The organism is Paenarthrobacter sp. NPDC090517 (assembly GCF_044769165.1).
Taxonomy (GTDB): Bacteria; Actinomycetota; Actinomycetes; order Actinomycetales; family Micrococcaceae; genus Arthrobacter.
Genome location: NZ_JBIVXN010000008.1, coordinates 41,947 through 67,021 on the forward strand (window position 1 = coordinate 41,947; position 25,075 = coordinate 67,021).

The following is a 25,075-nucleotide window of genomic DNA, read 5'->3' on the forward strand; positions in this document are numbered from 1 at the left end:
AGTGTCCTAGCGCCTGACTTCGTTTTGGTGAAGCTCTCGCGGATTCATGCCGCCCCCTGGCATGCGATTCACCTTGCCCGAGATGGTTACCGTCTTTGCGTCGAAGTCGACGTCTGACCATCGGAGGCCCAAGACTTCAGATATTCTGGCGCCTGTTGCGGCAAACATGATCACGACGTCAGTGAGGTCGGCAATGGCGCAGTACTCACTGATGGTCTGCCTGGGTGTGACCTTATTTTCTGCGTTTAGGACCTTGTCAGAGTTTCGCAGAGCATCAATGACGCCGCGGAGCTCGTCAACACTGAGCGAGCGCGCCGGTTTCGACTCCATTTTGATTGTTCCAACGTCCCGGACTGGGTTGGAGGCCGCGGCGCCGTACCTGACGGCAAGCCCGAACATCCCAATACTGCCGGGCATGTCATCCCGAACAACACTTGGACTGCCGTCACATCTTGGTCTGCGCCTGTTCAGCGCCGGGTACCCTACGATGCGGCAACCGGACCGTTCACGCCACGGCCCGGCCGTTGGTTGATCACAGCATCCGTTTCCTTTGCTGCCAACGCGACAGGTCGCCGGATCGCCCGCCTGAACGTCAACGGCACCGTCACGGACGTTGCGGAAGCTCCTGGCATCGCAAACCGAACTACATTGCGGCTAGAGGACGTCCAGACATTCGATAGCGTGAAAACGGTGAAGGTTGAGGTGAACCAGACCTCAGGCGCTGATCTGGCGCTGGAGACGTCGCCGCCATATGTCCGAATCCATCTGGAGTACCTCGGCTACTGACACGGCCTGGTCAAGCCAGTAATGGAACCGATCGGCCGGCGGCGCCATGTGCCCGTCCCCGTGGCGCTCCAAGGCGAACCGATAACAACCGTGCCCAGCGTGGTCCCGGATGAATGGCTTATAGCTGCCGTTCATCCGGGATTCGTCGCCGGAGTTCTGGACAAGGAACAAGTGGACGTCTGGGTGAGTGGCATAAGCGGCATCCATCGAGACTCGGGTTGTGTACCTAGCGCGGAGCTCTTCGTACGACCCGCACGAGGGGAAGGCCGCAGCCATGAAGTTGGCCGTATGTGCTGGCGTGACGCGGTTTATCTCAAGGCTTGGCGAGAATGCCACAACTGCTGATCCAGGCACTTTTGCGGCTACGGCCATGGCAGAGAACCCTCCGCCGCTCGAGCCGACAAACACAATGCGAGACGCGCCCATCGTGGCTGCTTGCCGCTTTACGAGCTCCGCCACCTCGGAGTGAACGTCTCGTTCATCCGTTCCGATGTACCAGCCCAAAGTCACCCTGTTATCGAGGTTTAGCGTGGGATCGGATTTCGCAAGGTAGCTCTCTGCCCGATGGCGAAGTTCGCTGTGGTATCCGTAGCGCGGCTTCAGTGGTGTTTCCGTGCGGCTAACGGCACCATGAAAAGAAACAACCAGGCTATCCGTTCCGCGGTTCACCCCTACAAAATGAATATCCCCCATGCCGCAATCATACCGAGGCCCCCACCCTCTTCAGAGGGTGGGGGCCTTTTGGCATTCGTCTAAGCTGACTCTCGCGAAAGGGGCGTCGGGCTATCATGTTGCGGCGGCTTCCCAAGGAACTGCCCATTCCAGCATTCTTCATCCCGGAGTTCCCATGTCAGACGGCCGCCCTCCTCAACAGCCTTCCGGAGAGCGGAGATTGTGAGGTTGAGGGATTCGATAGACAAGTCGTTCAATGGCTCCGGGGTTCCCCTGTTGAGCTGGCCCGGACGCCCAGCCGTGTCGACAAAGAAAGGACGATGCACGACGGCGTTGCGCCTGTTAGTAGCCGATTGTGCGTCTTCTACCCAAGCCAAGATCCTGTCTCGGGTGACACTTCTAAGCGATACCCTCTTGACCGTTTTCGCAAGGAGTTTTAACTGGGCTCCAGCCATGCCCGTTTTGGCACGTCTGTCTTCGTCTGGGTCGGCAAATGTAAACCCATTTAGAAGGAAGTGAAGGGCCGTTTCGAAGGCCTTGCCATTGTTCACCACTGCTGCGATGGCGAGGGCCTGGCGGGTTTTGTCCGGGAAAAATTCTTCCTCCGCTACCTCCATCAGGCGTCTGTCCTGATAGCGATGGCTCGGCAGCCTTGGGGAACGAGGTCCCCGGCAGCCTCGTATGCGGCGTAGTCCTTACCCGTCGCCGAGACGCTACCCCGTTCGCCCGCTTCATTTTCGATGGTCGGAATGACTTCCATGATTACCTCGTATCTGCTCACGCCTGAGGCTCATTGGACCTGATCGTGCTCACAATATGTTGGCTACGAATGTTCCAGTTGTGGAGGCCTACAAGGTCGTCCTCTTGCAACAATTCCTCACCCTTGTCGACGTGGTCTATCAGCGACTGAGGCCAGACTGCGCCTGGGACGTGCAGTTTTCCGATAGCCCCCAGCGCTGCTTCGGCGTAGCCCCTGATGACGTCAGGAGTTCCGTTGAGATATGGAGCACGGAAGTAGCTTCTGTACTGCTGTGGCAACTCGGGGTCACGCAATAACCGCCAGTGTCCGTCCTTGCCGCTGTGGGACGCCCATTCAGATACAAGGTGGTCTGCCTGTTCTTCCAGGACTGCTTCCTGAAGATCTTCTTGTGCTGCTGCAGCCTGCTCATTCAGCTTTTGGTCTGTCCCTGCCGGCGTGAGCTGTTTGAAGAAGAAATCGCTATTGAGGATGAGGATGTCTTGATTCGTTTCTGCCCGGAACTCTTGGACGAGTTCAGGGCGAGGAGCCAACGAAATGTTTTCCGGCGCTCTGCCTTTCAGCCACCAGTCCTCTTTGTTGTCATCCGTGACGAAAATGACGTCCCGCCCCTGTTCGCCAGCGTGCGCCATGAGCTCCGACCACAGGACAAGATCGCCATACTTAGCGTTCCCGGGCTTCTTGGAATCGGAATACCCAGGTGGCACCGACTCTTTATATCGAGCCTCGCCCTCCTTGTATACCTTCTCAAGGTCCGACTTCTCAGGTTTAGGCCCGACGCGGCCAGCGAACAATTCCGATATCTCACTCAGCAGGTCATCGACCCTGTGGTGGTGCGTCTGGGTCAGGATGTCATCGCGTTCAGCTTTGAGCTCCTCCAGCCAAGCCTCCAGATGGTGAACTGCGGCCTGCTGAATGTCCGTGGAGCGGAATCGCGAGTTCTTTTTGGTTGACCTGATCTGGCCGAGAAGGCCCGAGACAGACTTTATCCGCTGGACGTGAGATTCCGCCTGCTCAGCCCTCGCGCTGTGGGAGTTTCGGTGGAACTCTAATGCAACCTGATACGGGAGCCAGAGCTGATCTTGCCGTTTTCGGAGTTCGCTTATGAGGAACGACGCGTTAGAGGGGCGCAAGTCGTAGAGCTTGAGCAGGATGTTCGCATCAAGGCAGATAAGCCCATCACTCCAGATTGCGTCCGCTTCGTCCTGGGTGGGCAGGTAGTAGCCCTTGAACAGGTCTCTCAAGTTTCACGCCTCCGGGGGTCAGTCGTTCTGCGCCCATTCAATCAGACATTCACTGTCGCCCCGATAAAGGTATTCCGGCGGCCTCGGGGCTGAGAAGGCGCGCTCGCGTTTGAGGCACAACCCATCGCTGGATACTGTGACCGCGTCGGGCCGCGTCGGAGCCTGGACTTCACGGAGGAATGGGGGGTGATTATGTGGCGCTGCTCGGTTCGTACCAGCTCTTATCGTCTTGGCGCACATGCCGGTTCTGGCACCGCAAATTGCTGCACCGCAGGGGCGCGGGATCGCAGTATGATTCCGCGTCGAAGGCTATGCCCAAGATGGCTTCACCAACTGTGAATGCCCCGCAAGATTTACATACGTAGTCCTCTGTTATTTGGTTCTTGGTCCTGGGTTTCATTGGTCGCTCCAGCTCTTGGTATCCCGAGGTAATTCCTCCGGTTATCACCAGAGTGCGCCCCTATTTGGCCGATCCGGGAATGCGGCGCGCCGAAGGTACGGCCAGAGCATGCTCGGCTGTACGTTGTGGCCTGCCTTGGGTCTGTACCGGCCTGGATCGTGTCGGAGCCCATCCGGAAGGGCAAAGCTGGCCAAGGTGAGAGACTCGACGCTATGGGTCTTGATTTTGCAGATGCTGGCAACGGTCCGGAAGTCCTGTGGGCTGGCATGTTCACCGTGATCGCTGTCGTCGGGTCAGTGTTACTTAGCCTCTGGTCGCAACGAAGGGACTTCCAGCGACGGGAAGAGGAGCTGAAATCAACATTTGCGGCCCAAGAACAAGCAGCATGGGCTGGCTGGCGACGGCAGATCGCGGAGCGCGCACTCTTGCTTGTGACCAAGGCGTGCGACGTCGTGATGATGACGGATCCCGATGCACAGGACACCGAGGCCTTCCGTCTATTCAACGAGGCTCGCGAGGTTGAGGCCCTATTGAGCTTGGACCGGAGCGGCCACGGTCGGATGCTCGGGGAATGGCTCGGCTCTCAGGTGTTCGGAATCCTGAACTCCCGATTCGAAAGCGAAGCAGTGATGACCATGCACGACATCGCAGACAAAACGCGAGAACGAATCGTGAAGTGGTCCTTGGACCCGTCACCCTCACTAGTCGACTCGAAAACGAACGCGCCAGCGACACTAAGTGGCATCAATGACTGACCCGGGCATTTGGACTGCGGTGGGAGCCACCGCCGCCACCTTCCTCGTCGAAAGGTGGGCTTTGTGCTCGCCTGATTCTGTCGGAGCGTCCCTGTAGCGTGTTCTTCAACGCGCTGGCAGAGTGCCAGGCATCAGTTACGGGGAAGCCTATGTCTACGAAAGCTATCGAAAAGGTCCAGAAGCACCTGCGGAACAGCAACAATGACTGGCCACTTGACCACTTCATGCTGACCTCACACCAGGTTGTGTCGTGGTTGGAGCATCGACTGGCCAGGGTAGTCGGTGATGATGACATCGAGTTTGTTAGTTCGACCGTGGTGGACGGCCGCGGCGGCAATACTGCAAAGTTCACTGCCACGATCCTGACGAAAGACTTTGTGATCCACGGCCATTTGGAGTCCGCGCCTGCCGGGGAGCGGCAGCCGCCATATCCGCACCCGGGCGACGTGAGTGTTGTACCCAGGTCGCAGATTGAAAGCCTGGCTCTCCATCACGTGGAGTACTTCGAGGACGACGAGAGGCCTGATTACGTGTCGTTCACAGCCGTTTTCGCTGGCCTCCCGCCCATGTACGTAGGTTTGCCGCGCTATTCCAACCAGATGGACGGCAGCACCAGCAGGATCTTTGACTCGCTCATGCTTGACCTAGGAAAAACGGCCTGATCCCTCCCGAACATCTATTTAAAAGAAGTATGTCCCCGGCCCTAAGAAGGGCTGGGGACATACTTGCATTCCGGGTCAGGCGCGTGGGTCATTCTTTTTCCACGGCCACGTGAATCGATCTTTCTTGGCCAGATCTTCCGAAAGTCGGTCAGCTGCTCGCTTCTCAACTTTCTCGTAGTAGCCGTCAGCATCGTCAAGGACTTCTTCGGCCAAGTTGTGCCATTTACGAGCCGTTACGAAAGACGCTCTAGCTGGGTATGCGGTGGACATATCCTTGTCCTTTCATTTTGTGGCGGTCGGTTTCTATTCAGTTAGGGTTCGCTGTCGCGATTCCAGAAGCCAACAAAAGCCCAACGCACCGAACGAACATTTCGTCGTTGCCAGTGAGCTCTCCCACGGTCGGTGCGTCTACTGTAAGCATGCCATAAATCCGCTGTTCACCTCGAACGGGCACTGAAATAAATGTTCTGTAGTCGCGAACGCGGGATCTGTTCCAGCCGGGAAGCTCGCAGTCCTGAGTGTCCTTAACAAATATGGTCTCGTTGTCGCTCAAGTTCTTGAAGACGTAATCGCCGGCATCAGAACCTCGCGTGAACTCGGACTTCGGTTTTGTTCCACGGCCGGTGTAGTGCATTGCCACCAGGCTCTCTCTTTTCGAACCCTTTCGTGGGTGCACTCGATAGTAAGTCGCGCGAACGCGCCGCTGACCTGCCATGTGACGCGCCGCCTCAATGGCAACACGAACCAGGGCTGAAAGTTCCTTGTTTCGTGCTTCGCCCGGCACTGACTCGCTGACGACCACAAGTTGCTGGAGCAACGGCTCCAAGCCATCGCCGATCTGCTCCTGATACTTCAAGAGGGCAGATTTCTCGGCTTTTTCGTCCAAGTGCTTAAAGAAGGGCACTGTCAGCGCAGCCGCGATCGCCGCAACGATTGACGCGACCATCCAGTACAACTCACCGGTGGATTTGTGTAGCGCTTGCAGGACAATGCCCAGCCCAGCCAGCAGGGCAACGACAGCAGGCGAACGCCACTTTCTAATGAATTTCAGGACCGTCTCCAAGCCATACGCCCGCGGGGTCCCCCGGGGGTTCCCCAACGAGCTAGGCCCGACGCAGCCGTCGGAAGTGACAGACAGGTTAGGCAACCAGTCGATGATACACGGTGGGGGACAGCGAGCAGCAATTCAGCAAGCTTGACAAGCCGCTCCGCCACCGGCAATTTCCATAGGGGGACTACTCAGCCAGCAAGTACCTAGGATCGATGCATGACGATTCCGAAACTGGCCCTTACGTTTGAGGAAGCAGCCGAGGCTTGCGGGTACAGCGTCCGCACATTGAAGTACCAGGTGGCCGCCGGCAACCTCATGGCCCGCTACGCGAACTCCAAGGGAGTGATCCGAGTGGAGGATCTGGCGAGATGGTTGGATGAGTTGCCTGCCGAACCGAAAGCGGGCCACCGCGCAGTGAGTACGCTCGAGAATGAAGAGAAGGGTGTCACGACTCATGACACCCCTGGCCGTGACTTCAGTAGTACTGAACTCGTCCCAAAGTTGTTCCGCACCCCAGAAGAAGTGGCGCCCGAACTGGGTTTGTCCAAGTCAGCGGTCCGCGACTACGCCAGGGTGTCCGGCATTCACACGCGAGTCGGCAACCGCATCAAGCTCCACCAAGGCGACATAGACAAGCTGGTCATCTGGATCCGAGAGCACCAAGCAAAAGAAGACCGTTGGTGGGAAGAGCCGGAGAAAGACCCTTTCGCCTGATCTCTAGCTGATCTCGGACGGGAGAGAGTCCAGCCAGGCGTCTAGCTCTGAAGCTCTGATTACTGGCTTGCTGCCGATGTACTTGACGGCGAGCTCTCCGCGTTCCACGAGCCTTTGCAGGGTCCGAACGGAGACGCCAACCGAATTGGCGGCCTCCTGATAGGTGTACGCGAGCTTTACGGCGTGGCATGGGCAGCAATCTGTTTGTAAATGAGTGGGCATGCTGAACAGTCTCACAGGCCCGGGCGGCGCCCGCTAGGCATGGCTGAGGACGAAGAGAAGAGCGTTAGTAGTGACTACATTGCCAATCGACTCAGTCCTACTGAAGGTTTCACAACCGCCATAAATCTATGGGCAGTGATAAAGGGCTCCAGTGTGTCGTGCTTCCCACGCAGCGGGCATCCATGTACCCAACGTTTACCCAACGAAAACGATGAAAACCAACCAAACATGACGAGTACCTAGATAGGGCTGGGAGCCCGGAATGGCGCGGCCTGAGGGGATGGAGGCCGCTTCAACCGAAAACGATGAAATAGGCCGCCGCCTAATCCGTGGGTCGTGGGTTCGATCCCCACAGGGCCCACCCTCCAAGGCAGGCCGGAGACGTTGAGTCTCCGGCCTGTTTTTTGTTTCCCTCGCCCACGAATCCTGCTTCGGTACGAATCTCCCGCCGCACAACGGTGTGGTCAGCAAACAAGGGTGAGCGTGGGTGTGCTGAAAGTCAGAGTTCCGCACGCCGGGCAATGATGGCGGCATGTGGGCGGGTTCCGGGGTCGACGCGGGAGTGGGTGCTGACAACTGTGAAGCCGGCCTTCCGAAGCCGCGCCGACATTTCCTCCACAGGCCAGAAGTAGGCCGGAGTCACTGCATGCGGGAATACCTCAAGGGCGGGACCTTCGAAGAAGCCGAGCAGGAGGCCGCCGCCAGGCTTGAGGCATCGGGCAAACTCTTCCAGGACCGCGTCGATGGCATCCGGGAGAGTGTGAATCACCGAGTACCAGGCGAGGATCCCCGCCAGTGACTGATCCGGCGTCGGCAGCCTTTCAATTGATCCGACAGAGAACTGAGCCTTCGGGTAGTGCCGTCTGGCTGTTTCGATGAACGCCGGGACCAAGTCCACGCCCTCGACGGCCACTGCGGCGGAGTGCAGGAAGTCCGTCCACTGCCCCGGCCCGCAGCCGGCGTCGATGACCTTGCCCGAAAGGCTCCTGGCCCACTCGAGAATCAGCTGCTGATCGTCCGGGTGGGTGCTGCTGATGGACCCTAACAACGAGGTGTATTCGGCTGCCCGGGCGGAATAGGCGGCTGCAACGTTCCCGGATGACATGGGACTCAGCCTACGGGGGATATAAACCCGCGCACGTACGAATCTCCCGCCTCACAACGGTTTGCCCGGCAAACGAGAGCGGGATTGGAGGATCCCGGCGAAGAAGCCCCTTGACGAGCATCCCCACATCCAGTCAGCATAGTTTCTATAACGTTGTAGAAACCGGCAAAAGCAGCAACCCAGCAGATAAGGACTCACCCTTGGGAAATCAAGAGAACCCCGCGGCTAAAATCACCCTCGACCCCGCGTTCGTGGTTGGCCCCGTCAGGAGGAAGACCTTCGGCGCTTTCGTGGAGCACTTGGGCCGGTGCGTCTACACGGGCATCTTCGAGCCCGAGCACCCCAAGGCCGATGACGACGGGTTCCGCACCGATGTCCTGGAGCTCACCAAGGAACTGGGTGTCTCCACGGTCCGGTATCCGGGCGGCAACTTTGTGTCGGGTTATCGCTGGGAAGACGGAGTGGGGCCCAAGGAAGACCGCCCCACCCGACTTGACCTCGCCTGGCATTCCAGCGATCCCAACTTAGTGGGCGTGGACGAGTTCGCCAAGTGGTCCGAGAAGGCCGGCGTTGAGCCCATGATGGCCGTCAATCTGGGCACCCGAGGAACCCAGGAAGCTTTGGATCTGTTGGAATATTCCAACATCAAGGGTGGAACTGCGCTATCCGAACAGCGCAAGGCGAATGGCGCCGTCGAGCCCCACAACATCAAGATGTGGTGCCTCGGGAATGAAATGGACGGCTTCTGGCAGATCGGCCATAAGAAGGCGGGCGAGTACGCGCGGGTTGCCGCCGAAACGGCGCGGGCGATGCGTATGGTCAACCCGGATCTTGAACTGGTTGCCTGCGGAAGCTCGGCACCCACCATGCCGACGTTTGGTGAATGGGAGCGTGTGGTCCTCAGTGAGACCTATGAACTGGTGGACCTGATTTCGGCGCACCAGTACTTCGAGGACTTCGGAGACCTGCAGGAGCATCTCTCCGCCGGCCACCGGATGGAAGCCTTCATCAAGGACCTCGTGTCCCACATCGACCACGTGAAATCGGCCACCAAGTCCGAGAAGCAGGTCAACATTTCCTTCGATGAATGGAATGTCTGGCACATGTCCCGCGACGAGTCCAAGGCCCCCACCGGGGACGACTGGCCGGTTGCGCCGGTGCTCCTCGAGGACCGCTACACGGTGGCGGACGCAGTGGTGGTGGGCGACCTCCTCATCACGTTGCTGCGCAATACGGACCGCGTCCACTCAGCGAGCCTCGCGCAGTTGGTCAACGTGATCGCACCGATCATGACTGAGCCGGGCGGCCGGGCTTGGAAGCAAACCACATTCCACCCGTTCGCGCTCACCTCGCAGCACGCCTCGGGCACGGTACTGAATCTCGCCGTCGAATCCCCGCTGCTGGAGAGCAAGACGACATCCGGATTCACGTCGCTGTCAGCAGTGGCAACCTATGATGCCGAAGCCAACGAGGCCGTGGTGTTCGCCGTCAACCGCTCGGCAACTGACGCGCTGACGCTGGATGCCGCCGTCGGAAGCCTGAACCCCGCGCAAATTATCGAGGCTGTCACCTACACGAACAAGGACCCGTACTGGCAGGCGACGGCTGACGATTCGACGTCGGTCCTTCCGTCTGAAAACGTCAGTGTAAAGCTCGACGGCGGCCGCCTCACCGCCGAGCTTCCGGCCGTGAGCTGGAGCATGATCCGGCTGGCCCTCAACTCCTAGGCAATAGCCTGCGAACCGTCCCTGAAGATGGGGTAGGCCGAGATCGGCGTGACTGTGGCTGTCGGGGTGGGCTCCGGTGCCTGCGTCGCGGGCGCCGGGGCAGGCTCGTCGCCAGTCACGATTTCCATTGACTCCATGTCCAGCAGGCGGCGGCTGCCGGTTTCGTCCTGGAGCCAAAAGAGGTCGGTGCCGGCCACTGTTTTCACTACGGTCCCCCGATGATAAAGGCGGCCGTTGTGCCACGCCTCGATGAACTCACCAGGCTTGAGTGCGTGGGGTTCATCCTCGCTTCCGGGCAAAGTGCCGAATGCCTGCGCCAAGCTTGCCTGTGTCTTCAATGCCTGGAAAAGATCCCTGTTTACAATGCTCATGTCTGCACCCCTCAGCTGGCTGCGCGTCATCTATGGGACCTAGCTTTGCGCATGTTTGTTGCGGGGGCGTTGCAGGTAAATGAGCGGGGTGTGACGGCTACTGGGAAGCAGGGCCGTCGTCCGGGGAATCGGTTTCCCGCGGAGCCTCGGAGGGGAGCTCATCAGAGTATGGGGCGTGAGGCCCGGGACCGCTGTTGAAGAGTTCGTTCGCCGCCATGGCCAGGAGGTCACGTTCCAGCTCGGGAAGGGAGAGCATCCCCTGCAGGTAAGCCTCAACCTCGTACTCGCCCACCGATCCGCCGATGCTGAAATACTGCAGCCACAGACTACCTGTGGTGATCCCCGCGCCTGAGAGCGCCGCTTGGAGTCTGCGGCGTTGCTCGGGTTCGTTGTTATCGAAGCCCATTGTCCTGCGGCCCTAGTTCCGGTCTGCCGGGATCCCGGCTACGAGCTCCGCGCTGACTTCCTGGAGGCTCTGGCTCTTGTTGCGCGCCTGCAGTATCAGTTGTTGGAGGGCCCGTTCATGAGTAATTTTGTGGCGTTCCATAAGGATTCCGCAGGCACGGTTGACCAGGTCCCTGCTGTGCAGGGCGGTCTGGAGGCCTTCGCTGATGCGCTTGGGTGTTTCCGCGCTTTGGATGTGGGCCAGAAGTGTAGCTGCGGGGGAAGCGTAGAGCTCCATCAACGAAACAGCGGCGGCATCAAACACGGAGGGTTCGGAAGCGTAAATTTTGATTGCGCCGATGCTGTGTCCGTTGGCCATAAGCGGGGCGCTGATCACCGACCTGATGGGCAGCTCGCTGACTGCGACACTCCATTCGGGCCAGCGGGGGTCGGTGCGGACGTCATCGATGATGACGGATTCCTCAGACGCCCAGGCCGTGAGGCAGGGACCCTGACCCAGCTCGTATTGCAGGTGGTCGGCTTGCTCTACGATGCTGTCAGTGAAACCTGTGCTGGTTCTGCGGGCTTGGGAATCGAGGATGGAAACCCCTGCCCCGATAGTCCCCGGTACGGATTCCTTAATCGCCTGTGAGAGGTTCTGAACGGCCTGGTCCACTTTTTCCTCGGTGAGCAGAAGGCCCAGTATCCTGCCGATGGCACCGGAGAGCTCATCCAGAGGAAGTTGCTTCTTCGTCATGGTCTTCTCCCCGGCCCTTCATGTCGGCAAGCCGACATGTAAATTCTGTGAATTGCTGGATTCCCGTGTTGCAATTCCAGCCTAGTGCTTTTGGAACCTCGTGCCCCAACCGCGTGGCTCAATTTCTACTCCTCAAATGCGGTTGAAATATTCCGGTCACCTGCTACATGGTTGATGACACCCTCCGCTACAGTGCGAAGTTTGATGTTGCGGTGACTGGAAGCGCTGACCAGAATCTGGAAGGCGGCATCGCGGCTGCAGCGGTTCTGCGCCATGACAATTCCGACGGCGGTATCGATAGCCGTGCGGGACGCCAAGGCGGCCGCGAGGTTCTCCCGCGCGTCCCGCAGTTGGGCAATCTTGAGGGCCAGGTAGAGCGCTTTCGCTCCCGTTGCTGTGATCTTTTCAGCGGCGGCGATGTCCTCATGGGAGAAGCCGTGGGGGCGCGTTGAGTAGAGGTTCACTACGGCTTCTGCGGTGCTGTTCAGTTCCATCGGCACGGCGAGAATAGAGCCCACGTCTGTGCAGGCGGCCGCCTGCATGTAGTCGGCCCACCGCGTTTCGTCACGAACATTCGGGACGTGGCTGATGGTGCGTGTGCGCAGGGCGGAAAGGCAGGGACCATCACCGAAGCTGTTCTGGATGTCGTCCAGTTTGCGGGCCATGGGATCACTGTCCGCCACAGCAACTGGCTTTTTTTGCCGAATGACGGTCACACCGCAAGCGATAGTGTTGCCATTCCGGCTGAGTTTTTCAGAAGTCATGGTTACCAGGTCCTGGAGGAATTCCCGAATGTCGGCATTCTCCACGAGTAGCTCCTGCAAGTGCACCAGGAAATCCGTCAGATCTACATGGTCCTCTTCCGGGATGGGGCCTGGTATTTGTTCCGAGGGCTGGGTTTCAGTCAATCTGTGTTTTCCTCACTACTGCCGGCCGGTTCCGTCCGGTCGTCGGAGCTGAGCTCCCTGATGGCAGTGTCTACGAGTTCCATCTGACCCGGGGCGAGGGTCAGAAGTTCGTGAAGGTAGGCCTCCAAAGCCACTTCGTCGGCGTTTCCTCCAATCCCGAAATAGTAGGTCCACAGTCGGTTGAGGCCGATATCTTCAACTTGGAATCTGCAAGCCGCCTGCAGGCGTTGATCAAACTCCAAGATGCTCCAGCCGTCCCAAGGTTCGGCATTCATCGAATTTACCTCCCCCTCTGGTCCGGATAGCCGGCACGGTCCAGGATGTCTCCGGCGATTTCATGAAGCCGTTTATTGCTGTTGCGCGAGGCCATTTGTATCAGCCGGAGCGCCGATTCCCTGTTGCAATGGTTCTGCGCCATGATCAAGGCGATCGCAGCGTCCACTATGGCACGGGATTTGAAAGCAGCCCGCAGGTGTTCAGGATAGGGGTCCTCGGCGTGCATGCGAAGGGCCAGCCGGAGAATCCTTGACAGCGATTCCGCGTGGCTTTCCACCCGGGCCACAGTGTCCGGACCGAAGGTCCCCAACTCCGTGGAGTAACAGTTCAGGGCACACTTTGACCCGTCATCGGTTGGGATCGGCACTGCCAGTACTGACCGGATGCCCTCATTGGAAATTGCCCTTGCATAGTGTTGCCAGGAGTCATCGGACTGAAGATCCGGAATCAACACGGTGCGTTGTTGCCGGAGCGCCGTAAGGCAAGGACCGTCGTCGAACTCGTATTGTTTTTCGTCCAGCCGCCGGGCAGCGTCATTGCTGCTGGCAACTGTGGATGGTCCACCGTCACGCTCCACGGTGATGGCGCAAAGCATGGGCGAGTCACCCCCAAGAAGGGACGCCGAAATGGTTGCCAATCCAAGAAGAAATTCGGTGAATCCCGGGCTTTCCAAAAGCAGATCCTGCAGCTGTTCGGCTGTGGGCACTGCGTCACTCTCGGCCATGCGGCCTCAATTCCAGCAACACCGGAGTCCACGCATCTCCGGCTGGGCGGCAGTGCGCTCGTGTTCGCGCAAAGCCCGGATATTCAACTCCGGACCATTAGCCGCAACCCGAAATCTCCTACATTCGAGACTACGCCGATGCCATTCAACATGACAGGGTGGCGGGCTGTGATGGGATATACCCAATCGACAAAAGAAGGACGCCCATGCCTAGTGCAGTACGTCTTATTCGCTCCAATCGGCTCAGTTCAGCCGCCCAATACGCGTACGCCGCTACCGTGCCCGCAGATGCCCGGCTGATCTGCAACGATGTTTGACAACGTATAGAAGGAGCACCTGCATGGCGGTCACCATGAACGACGTCGCACGCGCGGCGGGAGTCTCGTTGAAGACGGTCTCCAACGTCATCAACAACTACGAGTTCATCCGGCCCGCCACCAAGCAGCGCGTCCTTGATGCGATCGACGAACTCGGTTATGAAACCAACCTGACAGCCCGCAGTCTCCGATCCGGAAAGACCAGCATGCTCGGTTTGGTCTTGGCCGATCTTTCCATCCCGTACTACGCGGAGCTCGCCTCGGACATCATGAAGGCGGCGTGGGCCCGCGGCTACCGTGTCCTGGTGGAGCAGTCCGGCAACGAGCCGGAGCACGAGAAAGCTGCGCTTCAAGGCCAGTTTCGCAGTCTCACCGACGGTCTCTTGTTTATTCCGCTAGCGCTCGACGCCGAGCAGATCATCTCTGCTGCCGGCAAGAAGCCGCTGGTTCTCCTGGGTGAATTCGTGCAGGACCCGCGGCTGGACATGGTCCTCATCCAAAACCAGGAAGCTGCCGCTGCCGTCACCACGCACCTGCTGGCGGGTGGCCGCCGTCGTATAGCAGTCCTGGGAGCGCACGACGGCGACGAAGCCGGCAGCAACGGCCTTCGCCTCCGCGGGTACCGGGCTGCGCTCGCTGCCGCCGGTGTGGAGCATGACCCGGCGCTGGTGGTTCCCTGCGATTGGCGTCGCGACGCCGGTGCTGACGCCACCGCGAGGTTGCTGGACAGTGGCGTGGAATTCGACGCCGTCTTCGGGCTCAACGACGCCCTCGCCTTGGGGGCGCTGCACGAACTCCTGGTGCGCGGCAGGAAGGTCCCGGAAGAGATAGCCGTGGCCGGCTTCGATGACATTGATGAGTCCCGGTTCGCGTCGCCGTCGTTGACCACTGTGGCGCCGGGACGGACGGAAATTGCGGAGCGCGCCGTCGAACTCCTCATCCAGCGAATTGAAAGCAAAGAGGCCGCGCCCACTGTCCAGCAACCGAAGGCGGCGTTCGAAATGCGTGTCAGGCAGTCCGCACCGTAGGCTGTTTGCTTTCGGGGCGTCAGTGTCCCGGCCGTTAGTGTTTGAGGAATGAACGTGATTCCCGCTGCTGTCGTCACCCCTGCCGTCATAATCGACGTCGATGTCCTCGACCGGAACATCGAACGGATGGCGTCGAGCATGCGCGGGCGCGGGCTGGAGCTTCGGCCACACGTGAAGACGCACAAAACGCTGGAGATTGCCCGCAAGCAGCTCGCGGCGGGGGCCGTCGGCATAACTGTGGCCACGATCGGAGAGGCCGAGGTCTTCGCGGCGGACGGCGTGAAGGACATTTTCATCGCCTACCCGCTCTGGGTTGAAGCGCCGCACGCGGAACGCCTACGCGCCTTGGCGGCTCAGTGCCGCCTCGCTCTCGGCGTGGATTCAGCGGAAAGTGCGACGGCGATGGGTGGCCAACTGGGCGCGGACGCCGGAAGCATTGAGGTACTCATCGAAGTGGACAGCGGGCATCACCGGAGCGGCGTACTGCCGGCCGAAGTGGTGGATGTTGCGCGTGCCGCAGCGTCTGCCGGGTTGAACGTGGCAGGGGTCTTTACCTTCCCGGGGCACAGCTACAAGCCCGGCATGCCGACTGGTGCGGCGAGCAACGAGAATGAATCATTGGCGCAGGCCGCTGAGGCTTTGAGCCAGGCCGGCTTTGAGGTGAAGACCATCAGCGGGGGATCCACACCTACAGCCCTGATCTCCGGTGACACCGCGGCAACTGAACTGCGGCCCGGAGTCTACGTGTTCGGTGATGCTCAGCAACTGGAACTCGAACGCTGCAGCTGGGACGACATCGCCCTGACGGTAGCCGCTACCGTTGTCAGCAGGCACGAAGCCCGCGGCGGGAACGTACGCCGCGTTGTGGTGGACGCGGGCAGCAAGATCCTGGGCAGTGACCGTCCGGACTGGGCCACCGGATACGGACGGCTTCCCGAATTCCCCGAGGCCCGCGTTACCGCGCTATCCGAGCACCACGCCACGGTTGTGTGGCCGGATTCTTCGGAACTGCCATCCCTGGGCACGCGGCTTCGGGTCATTCCCAACCACGTATGCCTCACCATGAACCTTGTTGATGAGGTGACTGTTGTGCGTGCCGGGGCCGTGGTGGAGCAGTGGGCTGTGGCAGCCCGCGGCCGGAACAACTAAGCCGGGCCATCGCTCGCGGAACTGGCGCGTAAAGGCTTTACCCCTCGCGGGCCCTGTGACAGAGTGTCATCAAACAGCCTTTTGGTCCGTTTGGTGTGACGACTGGAGTCAACTATGACCGCCTTATCCGAGGAGCTCAAAAGCCATACAGCCTCCGCGCACGAGCATGCCGAGCAGGCTGGATTTGTCACTGAATTGCTGGCCGGCCGGATGGAGGCTAGCCAGGTAGCAGCCATGCTGCTGCAGAACTACGTCATCTACCGGGCTTTGGAATCAGCGTTGGAAGTCAACCCGGACCCTCGTCTCGCACCCTTCGCTGACCCGGCTCTCATGCGCGTCCCGGCACTGCAAAAGGACTTGGCGGTGCACTACGGGGATGACTGGGAGTTGAGGCTTACCGCAGGCGAACTGCACGTCACACCCGGTGCCCAGGCATACGCCGATGAACTGGATGCACTCGGTCCGGATTCGGTTACGTATCTGATTGCCCACCACTACGTCCGCTATTTGGGTGATCTTTCGGGTGGGCAGATCATTTCCGCTCTTGTTCAGCGGCACTACGGCCTTAGCCCTCAAGGGCTCAACTTTTACGTTTTTGACAGTATTGGGAAGATCAAGCCGTATAAGGACTCATACCGCAGTCACCTGGACGAGGCCGATTTCTCGGACACCGAAAAGCAGGAAATCCTTCATCATGCCGAAGTCGCCTTTGAAACCAACCGGCAGGTCTTCGTGGACCTGATGGACCAGTACCTGCAGCTAAGCCACGGCTGACACACTCTGAAACAGGGTGTGGAACTCCCTGTTGTGATAAACCAGCGGAGCTGAATCTGACGGGTTGGACCGGATGTCCAAAACTCTCGCTGCCAGCAACACAGAGCCTCCCATCGGCGCCCGGTGGATGATTTCGCACCTCAAGGCCCAAACAGCCTCTCTGAGCAGGGGCTCTCCCGTGGGCAGTACCTCCCAGTCCATGGCGTCCGTGAAGCGCGGGGCTGCTGGGTCCGCAAAGGTCCGCACGAGCTCCATCTGATCGGCGCCGACCAGATGGACCACGATTGTCTGTGCGGCTGCAATGTGAGAAGCCGAGCGGCCGCCGGTTACAGAGAATGCCAGTGTTGGTGGATCCACTGCCACCGATGCCACTGAGGATGCCGTCAGCCCCACCGCTCCCTCCGGTCCCGTTGCCGTGACAATCGAGACTCCGGCCGGATGAGCACGAAATGCGGACCTGAACAAATCGTCGACTGGTTCGGATGGCAGGGGCTTGTGGTGGGTCATTCATACACCTTCGTGGGACTTGAACTGCGTTCGGGAGGGCGCCTCTTGCAGGCACACACCTGATTGATGCTAGGACCTCAACTTAAGTTGAGGTCAATTCCTGAAAAACCGACCCCCGACTGAGACGATTTGGAAACGTAGCCGAAACTTCTGCTCCCTACGCTGGTCACAATCTGTCCAGGTGCCCGGCGTCCAAGGAGTAATCATGCATCTTTTGCCCCGTGAGCAGGAGAAACTCATGATCGTGGTGGCTGCCGACCTCGCGCGACGCCGCCAAGGGCGGGGGCTCAAACTGAACTACCCGGAAGCCGTGGCGATCATCAGCTACGAGCTCCTCGAAGGGGCCCGTGACGGCCGAACAGTTGCCCAACTCATGAGCTATGGAACCACCGTGCTCCGCCGTGAGGACGTTATGGAAGGTGTGCCGGAGATGATCCACGACGTCCAGATCGAAGCCACCTTCCCTGACGGCACCAAGCTCGTCACCGTCCACAACCCCATCCGCTAGGAGCCCCCATGATCCCCGGTGAATATAAGCTCCAGCCCGGTTCCATCGCGTGCAACAGCGGTCGTGAGCGAACCGCCGTCGAGGTTGTGAACCGCGGCGACCGGCCCGTCCAGATCGGTTCGCACTACCACTTTGCCGAGGCGAACAGCGCCCTGGAGTTTGACCGCGACGCCGCTTACGGCCGCCGCCTGGACATCCCCGCGGGCACAGCCGCCCGTTTCGAGCCGGGCGACCGGAAGACCGTCCAGCTGATCGAACTCGCCGGGACGCGCGAGGTGCACGGCCTCAGTAACGCAGTCAACGGAAAGCTCGACGGCGGTAGTCGCCTGAGCGGGTCTGCTTCCCTGAGCGGGTCTGCTCCGGAAGGAGGGGACAAGTGAGCTTCGAGATTCCCCGCAAGCAGTATGCCGAGCTGTACGGTCCCACCACCGGTGACGCCATCCGTTTGGCTGACACCGAACTGTTCCTCGAAATCGAGAAGGACCACACGGTCTACGGCGAAGAAGTGGTCTTCGGTGGCGGCAAGGTCATCCGCGACGGCATGGGTCAGAACGGCCAGCTCATCCGCGCAGAGGACATCCCGGACACCGTGATCACCAACGTGATCGTTCTGGACTGCACCGGCATTTACAAAGCCGACATTGCCCTGAAAGACGGGCACATCTTCAAAATCGGCAAGGCCGGCAACCCGCAGATTACCGACGGTGTGGACATCGTGATCGGCGCCAGCACGGAAATCATCGCCGGTGAACGGAAAATCCTCACCGCCGGCGGCATCGACACCCACATCCACTTCATTTCCCCGGAACAGGTACCGGCTGCCCTGTGCAACGGCATCACCACCATGGTTGGCGGCGGCACCGGCCCTGCCGAAGGAACCAAAGCCACCACCATCACACCCGGCGCCTGGCACATCTCCCGAATGCTCCAAGCGGCCGAAGGACTTCCCGTTAACATCGGCCTCTTCGGCAAGGGCCACGCGTCCGCCGTCGAGCCTCTCGCAGAGCAGATCCGCGCCGGTGCCGTAGGGCTCAAAGTCCATGAGGACTGGGGGTCCACTACCTCATCCATCGACATGTCCCTGCGCGTAGCCGACGAATACGACGTCCAGGTTGCCATCCACACAGACACCCTCAACGAGTGCGGCTTCGTGGAAGACACCATCCGGGCGATCGACGGGCGCGTGATTCACACCTTCCATACTGAAGGCGCAGGTGGTGGCCACGCTCCGGACATTATCAAGATCGCCGGCCTGCCTAACGTGCTTCCCGCCTCCACCAACCCAACGCTGCCGTACACCAAAAACACCATCGAAGAGCACCTGGACATGCTCATGGTCTGCCACCACCTCAACCCGGACATCCCGGAGGATGTGGCCTTCGCCGACTCGCGAATCCGCGCCGAAACCATCGCCGCGGAAGACGTCCTGCACGACCTCGGTATCTTTGCGATCACGTCCTCGGACTCGCAAGCCATGGGACGCGTGGGCGAAGTAGTGACCCGCACCTGGCAGGTGGCAGACGCGATGAAACGGCAACGCGGCGTCCTCCACGATCCGTCCGGCGCAGTGCACGGTTCCGCCGAATCCGACAACTTCCGACTCAAGCGCTACATCGCCAAATACACCATCAACGCGGCCATCGCCCAAGGCATGGCCGATGTGATCGGCTCCGTGGAAGAAGGAAAATTCGCCGACCTCGTCCTCTGGGACCCTGCCTTCTTCGGCGTGAAACCCGAACTCGTCATCAAAGGCGGACAAATCGCCTACGCACTCATGGGTGACGCCAACGCCTCCATCCCCACACCGCAACCACGCACCATGCGGCCCATGTTCGCCACGTACGGCAAGGCACTTCAACAGACATCCATTACGTTCCTGTCCAAAGCCGCCATCGACGCCGGAGTACCCGCCCAACTCGGCCTCGAACGCATCATCAAACCCGTCACCGGCATCCGCAACCTCACCAAAGCGGACCTCAAATACAACGGCGAAACCCCGAACATCGCCGTCGACCCCGAAAGTTACAAGGTTACGGTCGACGGCGTCGAAGTCACCTCCCAGCCCTCCGACGTGCTGCCCATGGCCCAGCGCTACTTCCTCTTCTAGGAGCCTCCGTGATCATCGAAAAAATCCTGGGCAACCTCCACGAACAGCCCAACCTCTACGCAGGCCGACACAAAGAAAAGGTAATCCTGCCCAGCGCCCTGCTCGTCAAACGCATCCAACGCGTCACCACCGACCACGGCAAAGAACTCGGCATCCGCCTCCCCACCGGAACCGGCGACCTCCGCGACGGCGACATCCTGGCCGTCAACGACCACAACATCATCGTTGTCTCCGTGCTACCCACCGACGTCCTGGTGATCGCGCCGCGCAGCATCCACGAAATGGGGGTGGTGGCACACTCGCTCGGCAACCGGCACCTGCAGGCACAGTTCTTTGACGCTCCATCCGAGTACGGCGGTGAGGTCATGGTTTGTCAGTATGACCACACGGTCGAAGATTATTTGAAGAGCGTCGGCGTCCCCTACGACAGGCAAGAACGGGTCATGCCGGTAGCCTTCCGCCATGCTGAGCATTCGCACTAGGCGAATCCCGGTGCTGGCTTTCGGGGTTGGCAAGCCTCCGGCGGGTGATAGGGGCCGTGCCCGCTTCGCGATGCCCTCCACACCGCGGCCCCTATCACCCGCCTCCGCTTGTCGAGCCCAGTTACAGCGCGGTGCGCTTTGAGCGCTGGATATCAGCTGGCGCTGCAGCAACTGACTGACTCTGCGTTGCCTACGGGGGCGTTTGCTCATTCTTTGGGGTTTGAGAGCTACATACATCGGGGGCTGGTGGGGGATGAGGACACTTTTGGGAAGTGGTTGGCTGTTTTTGTGGGGCAGCAGCTGACTTATTCCGATGGGTTGGCTTTGCGGTTTTTGTATGAGGGAGTGGACGTGGGCTTGCTGGATGGGGTGTTGTCTGCGCAGCTGCTGGCTCGGGAGGTTCGGGAGGCTTCCTTGAAGATGGGCGGACGACTGTTGGAGATCGGCGGGGAGGTGTTTCCTTCGGCGGAGTTGGAGGCGTACCGGGGGCTTGTTCGGGAGGGGTTGGCCTCGGGGCATCAGCCCTTGGCTTTTGGGGTGATTGCGAGGTCCTTGGGGGTTCCTTATAAGGAGGCGCTCTCTGCGTATCTGTTTGCCACCGTTACTTCGCTGACCCAAAACGCCGTGCGCGCCATTCCGCTCGGGCAGAACGCCGGGCAGCGGGTACTTCGCCACGCGCACGACGCCGTCGCTACCGCCGTCGGTGATATAGCACAGCTGTGCTGGGACGACTTCGGGGCCGTCAGCCCCGGCCTCGAAATTTCACAAATGCGGCACGAACGGCAACGCGCCCGCATGTTCATGAGCTAGCTAGCGTAAAGGACAGAAAACATGACAGAACCCATCAAAATCGGCGTCGGCGGACCCGTCGGAGCAGGCAAAACCCAGCTCGTGGAACGCATCACCCGGCACATGAGCGGCGACATTTCCATGGCCGCCATCACCAACGACATCTACACCATCGAAGACGCCAAAATCCTCGCAGCCAACGGCATCCTCCCCGAAAACCGCATCATCGGCGTCGAAACCGGCGGCTGCCCCCACACCGCCATCCGCGAAGACACCTCCATGAACACCGCGGCCATCGAAGAACTCAAAACCAGGCACCCGGGCCTCCAAGTCATCTTCGTCGAATCCGGAGGCGACAACCTCTCCGCCACCTTCAGCCCAGAACTTGTCGACTTCTCCATCTACATCATCGACGTCGCCCAGGGTGAAAAAATCCCCCGTAAAGCCGGCCAAGGCATGATCAAATCCGACCTGTTCATCATCAACAAAACAGACCTCGCACCCCATGTTGGGGCGGACCTCGCAGTCATGGAGAGGGACTCCAAGGAGTTCCGCGGCAACAAGCCGTTCTGCTTTACGAATCTCAAGACGGACGAAGGGCTGGATGCCGTCCTCAACTGGATCCGCCGCGATGTCCTGATGCTCGACTTGGCCCTATGACCCGCCTAAAGTCCGCGGCGATCTCACCTGGGGCGGCGCCCGCGGATGAAGGGGGCCGTGCCCGCTCCGCGATGCCCGCCACGCCGCGGCCCCCTTCATCCGCGTGCGCTCACCGCCCCCACTCTGTGGTCGCGTCTCCTTGCGGCGGTGGCCTGTGAGTACGCACATTGTGGGCCCGGAACTCGATGCCGGGCCCTTGGGGAAAGTAGAGCCCCACGCTGGGTTGGCTTTTGGGGAGGGGGAGCGGGGGGTTCGGGGCAGGTTGGAGTTGGGGGTTAGTGTGCGGGGCGGGCGGTCCGTTGCTTCTCGGCAATTTCATGAAGGTGCGCTGAGGGTATTGCGGCCGCATTACTTGGATGGGTCCGGGCAGGTTTGTTATGTCATGGTCAATCCGGGCGGGGCATATCTTGGGGCGGATCTGTTCGTTATTGACGTGCAGGTTGAGGCCGGGGCTGATCTGCTGCTGACGACGCAGTCCGCCACCAAGGTATACCGAACTCCGGGGTCGTTTGCTGAGCAGCGGATGAACATCATACTGGGGGAGGGCGCGCGGTTGGAGCTGATGCCCGACCAGTTGATTGCGTACCGGGAGGCAAGCTACCGGCAGAATTCGCGCATCAGTCTCCATCCGGCGTCGAGCCTTGTCATGGCCGAAGTCATCACGCCCGGGTGGTCCCCGGACGGGGCAACCTTCAAGTACGAAGAGCTGCGGCTGCGCAACGAGATCTGGGTGGAGACCGGTGATGGGTTCAGGTTGTTGGCGCTGGACAATGTGCTGATTCTCCCACCTGTCAACGATGTGACCGGGATGGGGTTCATGGAGGGCTTCAGCCACCTGGGGTCGTTGGTGGTGGTGGACCCGCGGGTGAATCAGGGGCTTGCCGATGAGCTGGACCAAATAGTCCGTGACTTTGACGCCTATACGGGGGTGTCTTTGACCGCGACTGTTGCCGGGACTGCCGGGCTTGTGCTGCGATCGTTGTCCAACAGCACTGAGGAACTCAACAATTTGCTGGGTGCCTGCACCGGCGTCCTGCGGGAACGTTGGTATGGGCAGGCACCCTTGAACCTGAGGAAGTATTGATGACTGCGCTGACTGAGTTCGCCACCATGTACCGGGAGCGGGAGACGTTGTCTTTGCGTACCCGGCTGTTGTTCACGTTCGGTGCCGTGGCCGCTTTGCACGTTGCCGCCGTCGTGCTCTTGTTTCTGGGGACAGCTGGCGGGGCGCAGCCGCTTGCGCTGGGGCTGGTGATCACCGCGTATGTGGCCGGAATCAAGCACAGTTACGACTGGGACCACATCGCTGCAATCGACAATTCCACGCGTAAATTCGTGGCTCAGCACAAGGACCCGGTGAGTGTGGGGTTCGCGTTCAGCTTGGGCCACAGCTCCGTGGTGATCCTGGCCGGGCTGCTGGTGGTTGCGGGTGCGACGTTGATCGGGCAGTTCATGGAGGACGGGACCACTGGAAACAAGGTGTTGGGGCTGATTGGCAGCGGCGTCTCCGGGCTGTTCCTGCTGGCGATGGGTTTGTTCAATGGCTCGGCGTTCGTTCGCGCCACGAGCGTCTACCGTCAGGTCCAACGTGGAGGCGAGGCGCGTCCCGAAGACCTTGAAGCGCAAGGGTTCGTAGCACGGTTGCTCGCCAAACCGCTGTCCAAAGTGGAGCGCCCACGGAACATCTACGTGATCGGTTTCCTGTTCGGACTCGGGTTCGACACCGCCACCACCATCGGGCTGCTGGTCATCACCACGACGGCGTCACTCGCCGGGGTCTCACCGCTTGCCTTGATGGCGCTCCCGCTCGCGTTTACCGCCGCCATGACCCTGTGCGATTCCGTCAACGGCGTGGCCATGATGAAGATGTACAAATCGGCCATCCACAACCCGAGACGGAAGCTGGGGTTCAACGCCGTAATCACCGGCATTTCGGCAGTTTCGGCGCTATTCATCGCGGTGATCACGCTCGGGGGATTCATGAATTCCGCGCTCAAACTCGAGGACCCCCTCACCACGTGGCTTGGCAGCATTGACCTTGGCGACGCCGGCCTGATCCTGGTGGGGTTGTTCGTGATCGTCTGGGCGGTGTCCGCAGTCCGTGGGCGCGTAAGACGGCCGGCCCCGCCCAACTGAGTCGCAGTTCAGGGCGTTTAGAGCCCTCAGAACGCCCTGAACTGCTACCTACTTGGGTTAGGAAACCGCCACCGCGTTGAAGAGCTCGTTCGTGTCCACGCCGCGGTCCGGGGTGTCCAGCACGTTGGTCAGGAATACGACGCAGCGATCCTGCTCCGGGAACATCCACCACTCCGTTCCGGACCAGCCCGGGTGCCCATAAATGCCCTGCGCGAACAGCTCGGACTCGTTGGCGGGCATCTGGAATCCGAGCCCGGTGTGGCGGAGTGGCTGGGGCCGGGTGGTGATGTGGGAAACTTCCGTGGTCCGGGGCCTCCGCATGGCTGCCAGCGTCGCGGGCCTCACGGCTTTTCCGGAGTCCCGCAGCAGCTCGGAGCCCAAATTCAGCAAGTCCGTGGCCGTGCCGAACAGGCCGGCTCCCGGGTGCCTGTTCTTGTACATGGCCTGGACGTCGAGGCCTGCCGCGTCGGCGCCGTGGACGGTGTGCGGGTTGCACTCCGTGCCAAACGTGAGGCCGTGGGCTCCAGTGTCCCCTGCCAAGGCCAGGAGTTGCTCCTCGAACGGGCGTCCGTCGGCCCATTCGGCCATCGCCGCTGCGCCTTCGAAGGCAATGTTGCAGTACTGAACCAGGGAGCCGGCGTAGAAGGTTTGCCCCGCTGAGGTGAGCGCCTCGCGTAGGGGAGTGCCGTCGTCGAGCGCTGGGTCGGAAATTCCGGAACGGTGGCTGAGCAGCTGCTCAAGGGTCACAGTGTCTGTGCGCGCGGCGCCAAAACCCGGGAGGCCCTCACTCAGCGAAGCTCCAAGCGAGAGTTTCCCCAACTCAACCTGTCGCATGACCGTGAGGGCACTGATCGGTTTGGTGACGGAGAACAGCGCGAAGTGGTCGTCGGCTGTGGCTTGCCTGCCGTCGTCGGACCCGAACGCCATGACGTCCTCAATGCCTTGGCTCGAGGCGATGCCCACTACCGCGACGGGCACACGATTGAGGTCTACCTGCTTGCGGGCCCAGTCTGCAGTGTGTCCTGTTTCCACCATGGTTGTTTACGCCTTCGTTCGGGGTTTGTGCATCGAATCTATCGTGGGCGCGACGAAACTTGCCACCC

The 25,075-nt window shown here is 60.3% G+C and carries 31 protein-coding genes; 15 read left to right on the plus strand and 16 right to left on the minus strand.

Annotated features, from left to right (window positions below):
- Positions 1-6: 6 nt before the first annotated feature.
- The 5 genes from ACIQTW_RS19615 to ACIQTW_RS19635 form a co-directional block, all read right to left on the minus strand.
- Complete coding sequence (locus ACIQTW_RS19615; RefSeq protein ID WP_402940502.1) at positions 7-330, minus strand: tyrosine-type recombinase/integrase; 324 nt, start codon at positions 328-330, stop codon at positions 7-9.
- Positions 331-714: 384 nt separating this feature from the next.
- Positions 715-1,479 carry a hypothetical protein gene (locus ACIQTW_RS19620; protein WP_402940505.1) on the minus strand — a complete coding sequence of 255 codons (765 nt, stop codon included), beginning with the start codon at positions 1,477-1,479 and terminating at the stop codon, positions 715-717.
- A gap of 59 nt (positions 1,480-1,538) precedes the next feature.
- The gene (locus ACIQTW_RS19625; RefSeq protein WP_402940508.1) at positions 1,539-2,075 is read right to left on the minus strand and encodes a hypothetical protein; all 537 of its coding nucleotides are present in this window, start codon (positions 2,073-2,075) and stop codon (positions 1,539-1,541) included.
- Positions 2,075-2,239 carry a hypothetical protein gene (locus ACIQTW_RS19630; protein ID WP_402940511.1) on the minus strand — a complete coding sequence of 55 codons (165 nt, stop codon included), beginning with the start codon at positions 2,237-2,239 and terminating at the stop codon, positions 2,075-2,077. Before ACIQTW_RS19630 ends, ACIQTW_RS19625 begins: the two co-directional genes overlap by 1 nt.
- Positions 2,236-3,459, minus strand: a complete 1,224-nt coding sequence (locus tag ACIQTW_RS19635; protein WP_402940514.1) for a PIN domain-containing protein — start codon at positions 3,457-3,459, stop codon at positions 2,236-2,238. The genes ACIQTW_RS19630 and ACIQTW_RS19635 overlap by 4 nt, the downstream gene beginning before the upstream one ends.
- A 612-nt stretch (positions 3,460-4,071) precedes the next feature.
- Here ACIQTW_RS19635 and ACIQTW_RS19640 point away from each other — a divergent pair.
- Together ACIQTW_RS19640 and ACIQTW_RS19645 are read left to right on the plus strand one after the other, a co-directional pair.
- Positions 4,072-4,614, plus strand: a complete 543-nt coding sequence (locus ACIQTW_RS19640) for a hypothetical protein (RefSeq protein WP_402940516.1) — start codon at positions 4,072-4,074, stop codon at positions 4,612-4,614.
- Between the two features lie 149 nt (positions 4,615-4,763).
- The gene (locus tag ACIQTW_RS19645) at positions 4,764-5,276 is read left to right on the plus strand and encodes a hypothetical protein (RefSeq protein WP_402940519.1); all 513 of its coding nucleotides are present in this window, start codon (positions 4,764-4,766) and stop codon (positions 5,274-5,276) included.
- A 307-nt stretch (positions 5,277-5,583) separates the two neighbouring features.
- On the opposite strand, the gene ACIQTW_RS19650 is transcribed toward ACIQTW_RS19645, so the two are convergent.
- Positions 5,584-6,423: a GAF domain-containing protein gene (locus tag ACIQTW_RS19650; protein WP_402940522.1), complete on the minus strand. Its 840-nt coding sequence runs from the start codon at positions 6,421-6,423 to the stop codon at positions 5,584-5,586.
- Between the two features lie 120 nt (positions 6,424-6,543).
- Between ACIQTW_RS19650 and ACIQTW_RS19655 the strand changes: the two genes are divergently transcribed.
- On the plus strand, positions 6,544-7,041 hold the full coding sequence (locus ACIQTW_RS19655) for a hypothetical protein (protein ID WP_402940525.1): 498 nt from the start codon (positions 6,544-6,546) through the stop codon (positions 7,039-7,041).
- 3 nt (positions 7,042-7,044) lie between these two features.
- On the opposite strand, the gene ACIQTW_RS19660 is transcribed toward ACIQTW_RS19655, so the two are convergent.
- Positions 7,045-7,263, minus strand: coding sequence for a helix-turn-helix domain-containing protein (locus tag ACIQTW_RS19660; RefSeq protein WP_402940528.1), 219 nt, complete (start codon positions 7,261-7,263; stop codon positions 7,045-7,047).
- Positions 7,264-7,762: 499 nt separating this feature from the next.
- The gene (locus ACIQTW_RS19665; protein WP_402940531.1) at positions 7,763-8,368 is read right to left on the minus strand and encodes a class I SAM-dependent methyltransferase; all 606 of its coding nucleotides are present in this window, start codon (positions 8,366-8,368) and stop codon (positions 7,763-7,765) included.
- A gap of 200 nt (positions 8,369-8,568) precedes the next feature.
- On the opposite strand from ACIQTW_RS19665, the gene ACIQTW_RS19670 reads away from it, so the two are divergent.
- Positions 8,569-10,095 (plus strand): alpha-N-arabinofuranosidase, encoded by a 1,527-nt coding sequence (locus tag ACIQTW_RS19670; protein WP_402940534.1) that lies wholly within the window; start codon positions 8,569-8,571, stop codon positions 10,093-10,095.
- On the opposite strand, the gene ACIQTW_RS19675 is transcribed toward ACIQTW_RS19670, so the two are convergent.
- The 6 genes from ACIQTW_RS19675 to ACIQTW_RS19700 all read right to left on the minus strand — a co-directional run bounded on the left by ACIQTW_RS19675 (position 10,092) and on the right by ACIQTW_RS19700 (position 13,515).
- A complete protein-coding gene (locus ACIQTW_RS19675) occupies positions 10,092-10,466 on the minus strand; it encodes a hypothetical protein (protein ID WP_402940536.1) in 375 nt (124 codons plus the stop codon). The two genes, ACIQTW_RS19670 and ACIQTW_RS19675, sit on opposite strands and share 4 nt — an antisense overlap.
- A 97-nt stretch (positions 10,467-10,563) precedes the next feature.
- The gene (locus ACIQTW_RS19680) at positions 10,564-10,872 is read right to left on the minus strand and encodes a hypothetical protein (RefSeq protein ID WP_402940537.1); all 309 of its coding nucleotides are present in this window, start codon (positions 10,870-10,872) and stop codon (positions 10,564-10,566) included.
- 12 nt (positions 10,873-10,884) lie between these two features.
- The gene (locus ACIQTW_RS19685; protein ID WP_402940540.1) at positions 10,885-11,607 is read right to left on the minus strand and encodes a GAF and ANTAR domain-containing protein; all 723 of its coding nucleotides are present in this window, start codon (positions 11,605-11,607) and stop codon (positions 10,885-10,887) included.
- Between the two features lie 125 nt (positions 11,608-11,732).
- The gene (locus tag ACIQTW_RS19690; RefSeq protein WP_402940543.1) at positions 11,733-12,515 is read right to left on the minus strand and encodes an ANTAR domain-containing protein; all 783 of its coding nucleotides are present in this window, start codon (positions 12,513-12,515) and stop codon (positions 11,733-11,735) included.
- Positions 12,512-12,790: a hypothetical protein gene (locus ACIQTW_RS19695; RefSeq protein ID WP_402940546.1), complete on the minus strand. Its 279-nt coding sequence runs from the start codon at positions 12,788-12,790 to the stop codon at positions 12,512-12,514. Before ACIQTW_RS19695 ends, ACIQTW_RS19690 begins: the two co-directional genes overlap by 4 nt.
- 5 nt (positions 12,791-12,795) lie before the next feature.
- On the minus strand, positions 12,796-13,515 hold the full coding sequence (locus ACIQTW_RS19700; RefSeq protein ID WP_402940549.1) for a GAF and ANTAR domain-containing protein: 720 nt from the start codon (positions 13,513-13,515) through the stop codon (positions 12,796-12,798).
- A gap of 340 nt (positions 13,516-13,855) precedes the next feature.
- Here ACIQTW_RS19700 and ACIQTW_RS19705 point away from each other — a divergent pair, with 340 nt between their 5' ends.
- From ACIQTW_RS19705 to ACIQTW_RS19715, 3 genes are all read left to right on the plus strand, one after another.
- Positions 13,856-14,860 (plus strand): LacI family DNA-binding transcriptional regulator, encoded by a 1,005-nt coding sequence (locus ACIQTW_RS19705; RefSeq protein WP_402940552.1) that lies wholly within the window; start codon positions 13,856-13,858, stop codon positions 14,858-14,860.
- Between the two features lie 48 nt (positions 14,861-14,908).
- Positions 14,909-16,009: a D-TA family PLP-dependent enzyme gene (locus ACIQTW_RS19710; RefSeq protein WP_402940555.1), complete on the plus strand. Its 1,101-nt coding sequence runs from the start codon at positions 14,909-14,911 to the stop codon at positions 16,007-16,009.
- Between the two features lie 114 nt (positions 16,010-16,123).
- Positions 16,124-16,783, plus strand: a complete 660-nt coding sequence (locus ACIQTW_RS19715; RefSeq protein ID WP_402940557.1) for a heme oxygenase (biliverdin-producing) — start codon at positions 16,124-16,126, stop codon at positions 16,781-16,783.
- Here ACIQTW_RS19715 and ACIQTW_RS19720 read toward each other — a convergent pair.
- A complete protein-coding gene (locus ACIQTW_RS19720; RefSeq protein WP_402940560.1) occupies positions 16,769-17,290 on the minus strand; it encodes a flavin reductase family protein in 522 nt (173 codons plus the stop codon). The genes ACIQTW_RS19715 and ACIQTW_RS19720 overlap by 15 nt on opposite strands.
- Before the next feature lie 205 nt (positions 17,291-17,495).
- Between ACIQTW_RS19720 and ACIQTW_RS19725 the strand changes: the two genes are divergently transcribed.
- The 8 genes from ACIQTW_RS19725 to ACIQTW_RS19760 all read left to right on the plus strand — a co-directional run bounded on the left by ACIQTW_RS19725 (position 17,496) and on the right by ACIQTW_RS19760 (position 23,972).
- Positions 17,496-17,798, plus strand: a complete 303-nt coding sequence (locus tag ACIQTW_RS19725) for an urease subunit gamma (protein ID WP_017197034.1) — start codon at positions 17,496-17,498, stop codon at positions 17,796-17,798.
- A gap of 8 nt (positions 17,799-17,806) precedes the next feature.
- Positions 17,807-18,178 carry an urease subunit beta gene (locus tag ACIQTW_RS19730; protein WP_402940564.1) on the plus strand — a complete coding sequence of 124 codons (372 nt, stop codon included), beginning with the start codon at positions 17,807-17,809 and terminating at the stop codon, positions 18,176-18,178.
- On the plus strand, positions 18,175-19,905 hold the full coding sequence (ureC, locus tag ACIQTW_RS19735; RefSeq protein ID WP_402940567.1) for an urease subunit alpha: 1,731 nt from the start codon (positions 18,175-18,177) through the stop codon (positions 19,903-19,905). Before ACIQTW_RS19730 ends, ureC begins: the two co-directional genes overlap by 4 nt.
- 8 nt (positions 19,906-19,913) lie before the next feature.
- Positions 19,914-20,387, plus strand: a complete 474-nt coding sequence (ureE, locus tag ACIQTW_RS19740; RefSeq protein ID WP_402940569.1) for an urease accessory protein UreE — start codon at positions 19,914-19,916, stop codon at positions 20,385-20,387.
- A gap of 138 nt (positions 20,388-20,525) precedes the next feature.
- Positions 20,526-21,197 (plus strand): urease accessory protein UreF, encoded by a 672-nt coding sequence (locus tag ACIQTW_RS19745; RefSeq protein ID WP_402940572.1) that lies wholly within the window; start codon positions 20,526-20,528, stop codon positions 21,195-21,197.
- 21 nt (positions 21,198-21,218) lie between these two features.
- On the plus strand, positions 21,219-21,836 hold the full coding sequence (ureG, locus tag ACIQTW_RS19750) for an urease accessory protein UreG (protein ID WP_402940574.1): 618 nt from the start codon (positions 21,219-21,221) through the stop codon (positions 21,834-21,836).
- Between the two features lie 262 nt (positions 21,837-22,098).
- Positions 22,099-22,920, plus strand: a complete 822-nt coding sequence (locus ACIQTW_RS19755; protein ID WP_402940814.1) for an urease accessory protein UreD — start codon at positions 22,099-22,101, stop codon at positions 22,918-22,920.
- Positions 22,920-23,972, plus strand: a complete 1,053-nt coding sequence (locus ACIQTW_RS19760; protein WP_402940577.1) for a HoxN/HupN/NixA family nickel/cobalt transporter — start codon at positions 22,920-22,922, stop codon at positions 23,970-23,972. Before ACIQTW_RS19755 ends, ACIQTW_RS19760 begins: the two co-directional genes overlap by 1 nt.
- A 57-nt stretch (positions 23,973-24,029) precedes the next feature.
- Here ACIQTW_RS19760 and ACIQTW_RS19765 read toward each other — a convergent pair whose 3' ends face one another.
- Complete coding sequence (locus tag ACIQTW_RS19765; protein ID WP_402940580.1) at positions 24,030-25,007, minus strand: serine hydrolase domain-containing protein; 978 nt, start codon at positions 25,005-25,007, stop codon at positions 24,030-24,032.
- Positions 25,008-25,075: the final 68 nt, after the last annotated feature.

Bases quoted from the DNA above. Each gene is read 5' to 3' on its own strand.
- ACIQTW_RS19695 (WP_402940546.1), bottom strand. From the start codon at position 12,790: ATGAATGCCGAACCTTGGGACGGCTGGAGCATCTTGGAGTTTGATCAA.
- ACIQTW_RS19765 (WP_402940580.1), bottom strand. From the start codon at position 25,007: ATGGTGGAAACAGGACACACTGCAGACTGGGCCCGCAAGCAGGTAGAC.
- ACIQTW_RS19615 (WP_402940502.1), bottom strand. From the start codon at position 330: ATGGAGTCGAAACCGGCGCGCTCGCTCAGTGTTGACGAGCTCCGCGGC.
- ACIQTW_RS19675 (WP_402940536.1), bottom strand. From the start codon at position 10,466: ATGAGCATTGTAAACAGGGATCTTTTCCAGGCATTGAAGACACAGGCA.
- ACIQTW_RS19760 (WP_402940577.1), top strand. From the start codon at position 22,920: ATGACTGCGCTGACTGAGTTCGCCACCATGTACCGGGAGCGGGAGACG.
- ACIQTW_RS19680 (WP_402940537.1), bottom strand. From the start codon at position 10,872: ATGGGCTTCGATAACAACGAACCCGAGCAACGCCGCAGACTCCAAGCG.
- ACIQTW_RS19730 (WP_402940564.1), top strand. From the start codon at position 17,807: ATGATCCCCGGTGAATATAAGCTCCAGCCCGGTTCCATCGCGTGCAAC.
- ACIQTW_RS19620 (WP_402940505.1), bottom strand. From the start codon at position 1,479: ATGGGGGATATTCATTTTGTAGGGGTGAACCGCGGAACGGATAGCCTG.
- ACIQTW_RS19645 (WP_402940519.1), top strand. From the start codon at position 4,764: ATGTCTACGAAAGCTATCGAAAAGGTCCAGAAGCACCTGCGGAACAGC.
- ACIQTW_RS19685 (WP_402940540.1), bottom strand. From the start codon at position 11,607: ATGACGAAGAAGCAACTTCCTCTGGATGAGCTCTCCGGTGCCATCGGC.
- ACIQTW_RS19720 (WP_402940560.1), bottom strand. From the start codon at position 17,290: ATGACCCACCACAAGCCCCTGCCATCCGAACCAGTCGACGATTTGTTC.
- ACIQTW_RS19625 (WP_402940508.1), bottom strand. From the start codon at position 2,075: ATGGAGGTAGCGGAGGAAGAATTTTTCCCGGACAAAACCCGCCAGGCC.
- ACIQTW_RS19705 (WP_402940552.1), top strand. From the start codon at position 13,856: ATGGCGGTCACCATGAACGACGTCGCACGCGCGGCGGGAGTCTCGTTG.
- ACIQTW_RS19665 (WP_402940531.1), bottom strand. From the start codon at position 8,368: ATGTCATCCGGGAACGTTGCAGCCGCCTATTCCGCCCGGGCAGCCGAA.
- ACIQTW_RS19725 (WP_017197034.1), top strand. From the start codon at position 17,496: ATGCATCTTTTGCCCCGTGAGCAGGAGAAACTCATGATCGTGGTGGCT.
- ACIQTW_RS19700 (WP_402940549.1), bottom strand. From the start codon at position 13,515: ATGGCCGAGAGTGACGCAGTGCCCACAGCCGAACAGCTGCAGGATCTG.
- ACIQTW_RS19655 (WP_402940525.1), top strand. From the start codon at position 6,544: ATGACGATTCCGAAACTGGCCCTTACGTTTGAGGAAGCAGCCGAGGCT.
- ACIQTW_RS19660 (WP_402940528.1), bottom strand. From the start codon at position 7,263: ATGCCCACTCATTTACAAACAGATTGCTGCCCATGCCACGCCGTAAAG.
- ACIQTW_RS19710 (WP_402940555.1), top strand. From the start codon at position 14,909: ATGAACGTGATTCCCGCTGCTGTCGTCACCCCTGCCGTCATAATCGAC.
- ureG (WP_402940574.1), top strand. From the start codon at position 21,219: ATGACAGAACCCATCAAAATCGGCGTCGGCGGACCCGTCGGAGCAGGC.
- ACIQTW_RS19640 (WP_402940516.1), top strand. From the start codon at position 4,072: ATGGGTCTTGATTTTGCAGATGCTGGCAACGGTCCGGAAGTCCTGTGG.
- ACIQTW_RS19715 (WP_402940557.1), top strand. From the start codon at position 16,124: ATGACCGCCTTATCCGAGGAGCTCAAAAGCCATACAGCCTCCGCGCAC.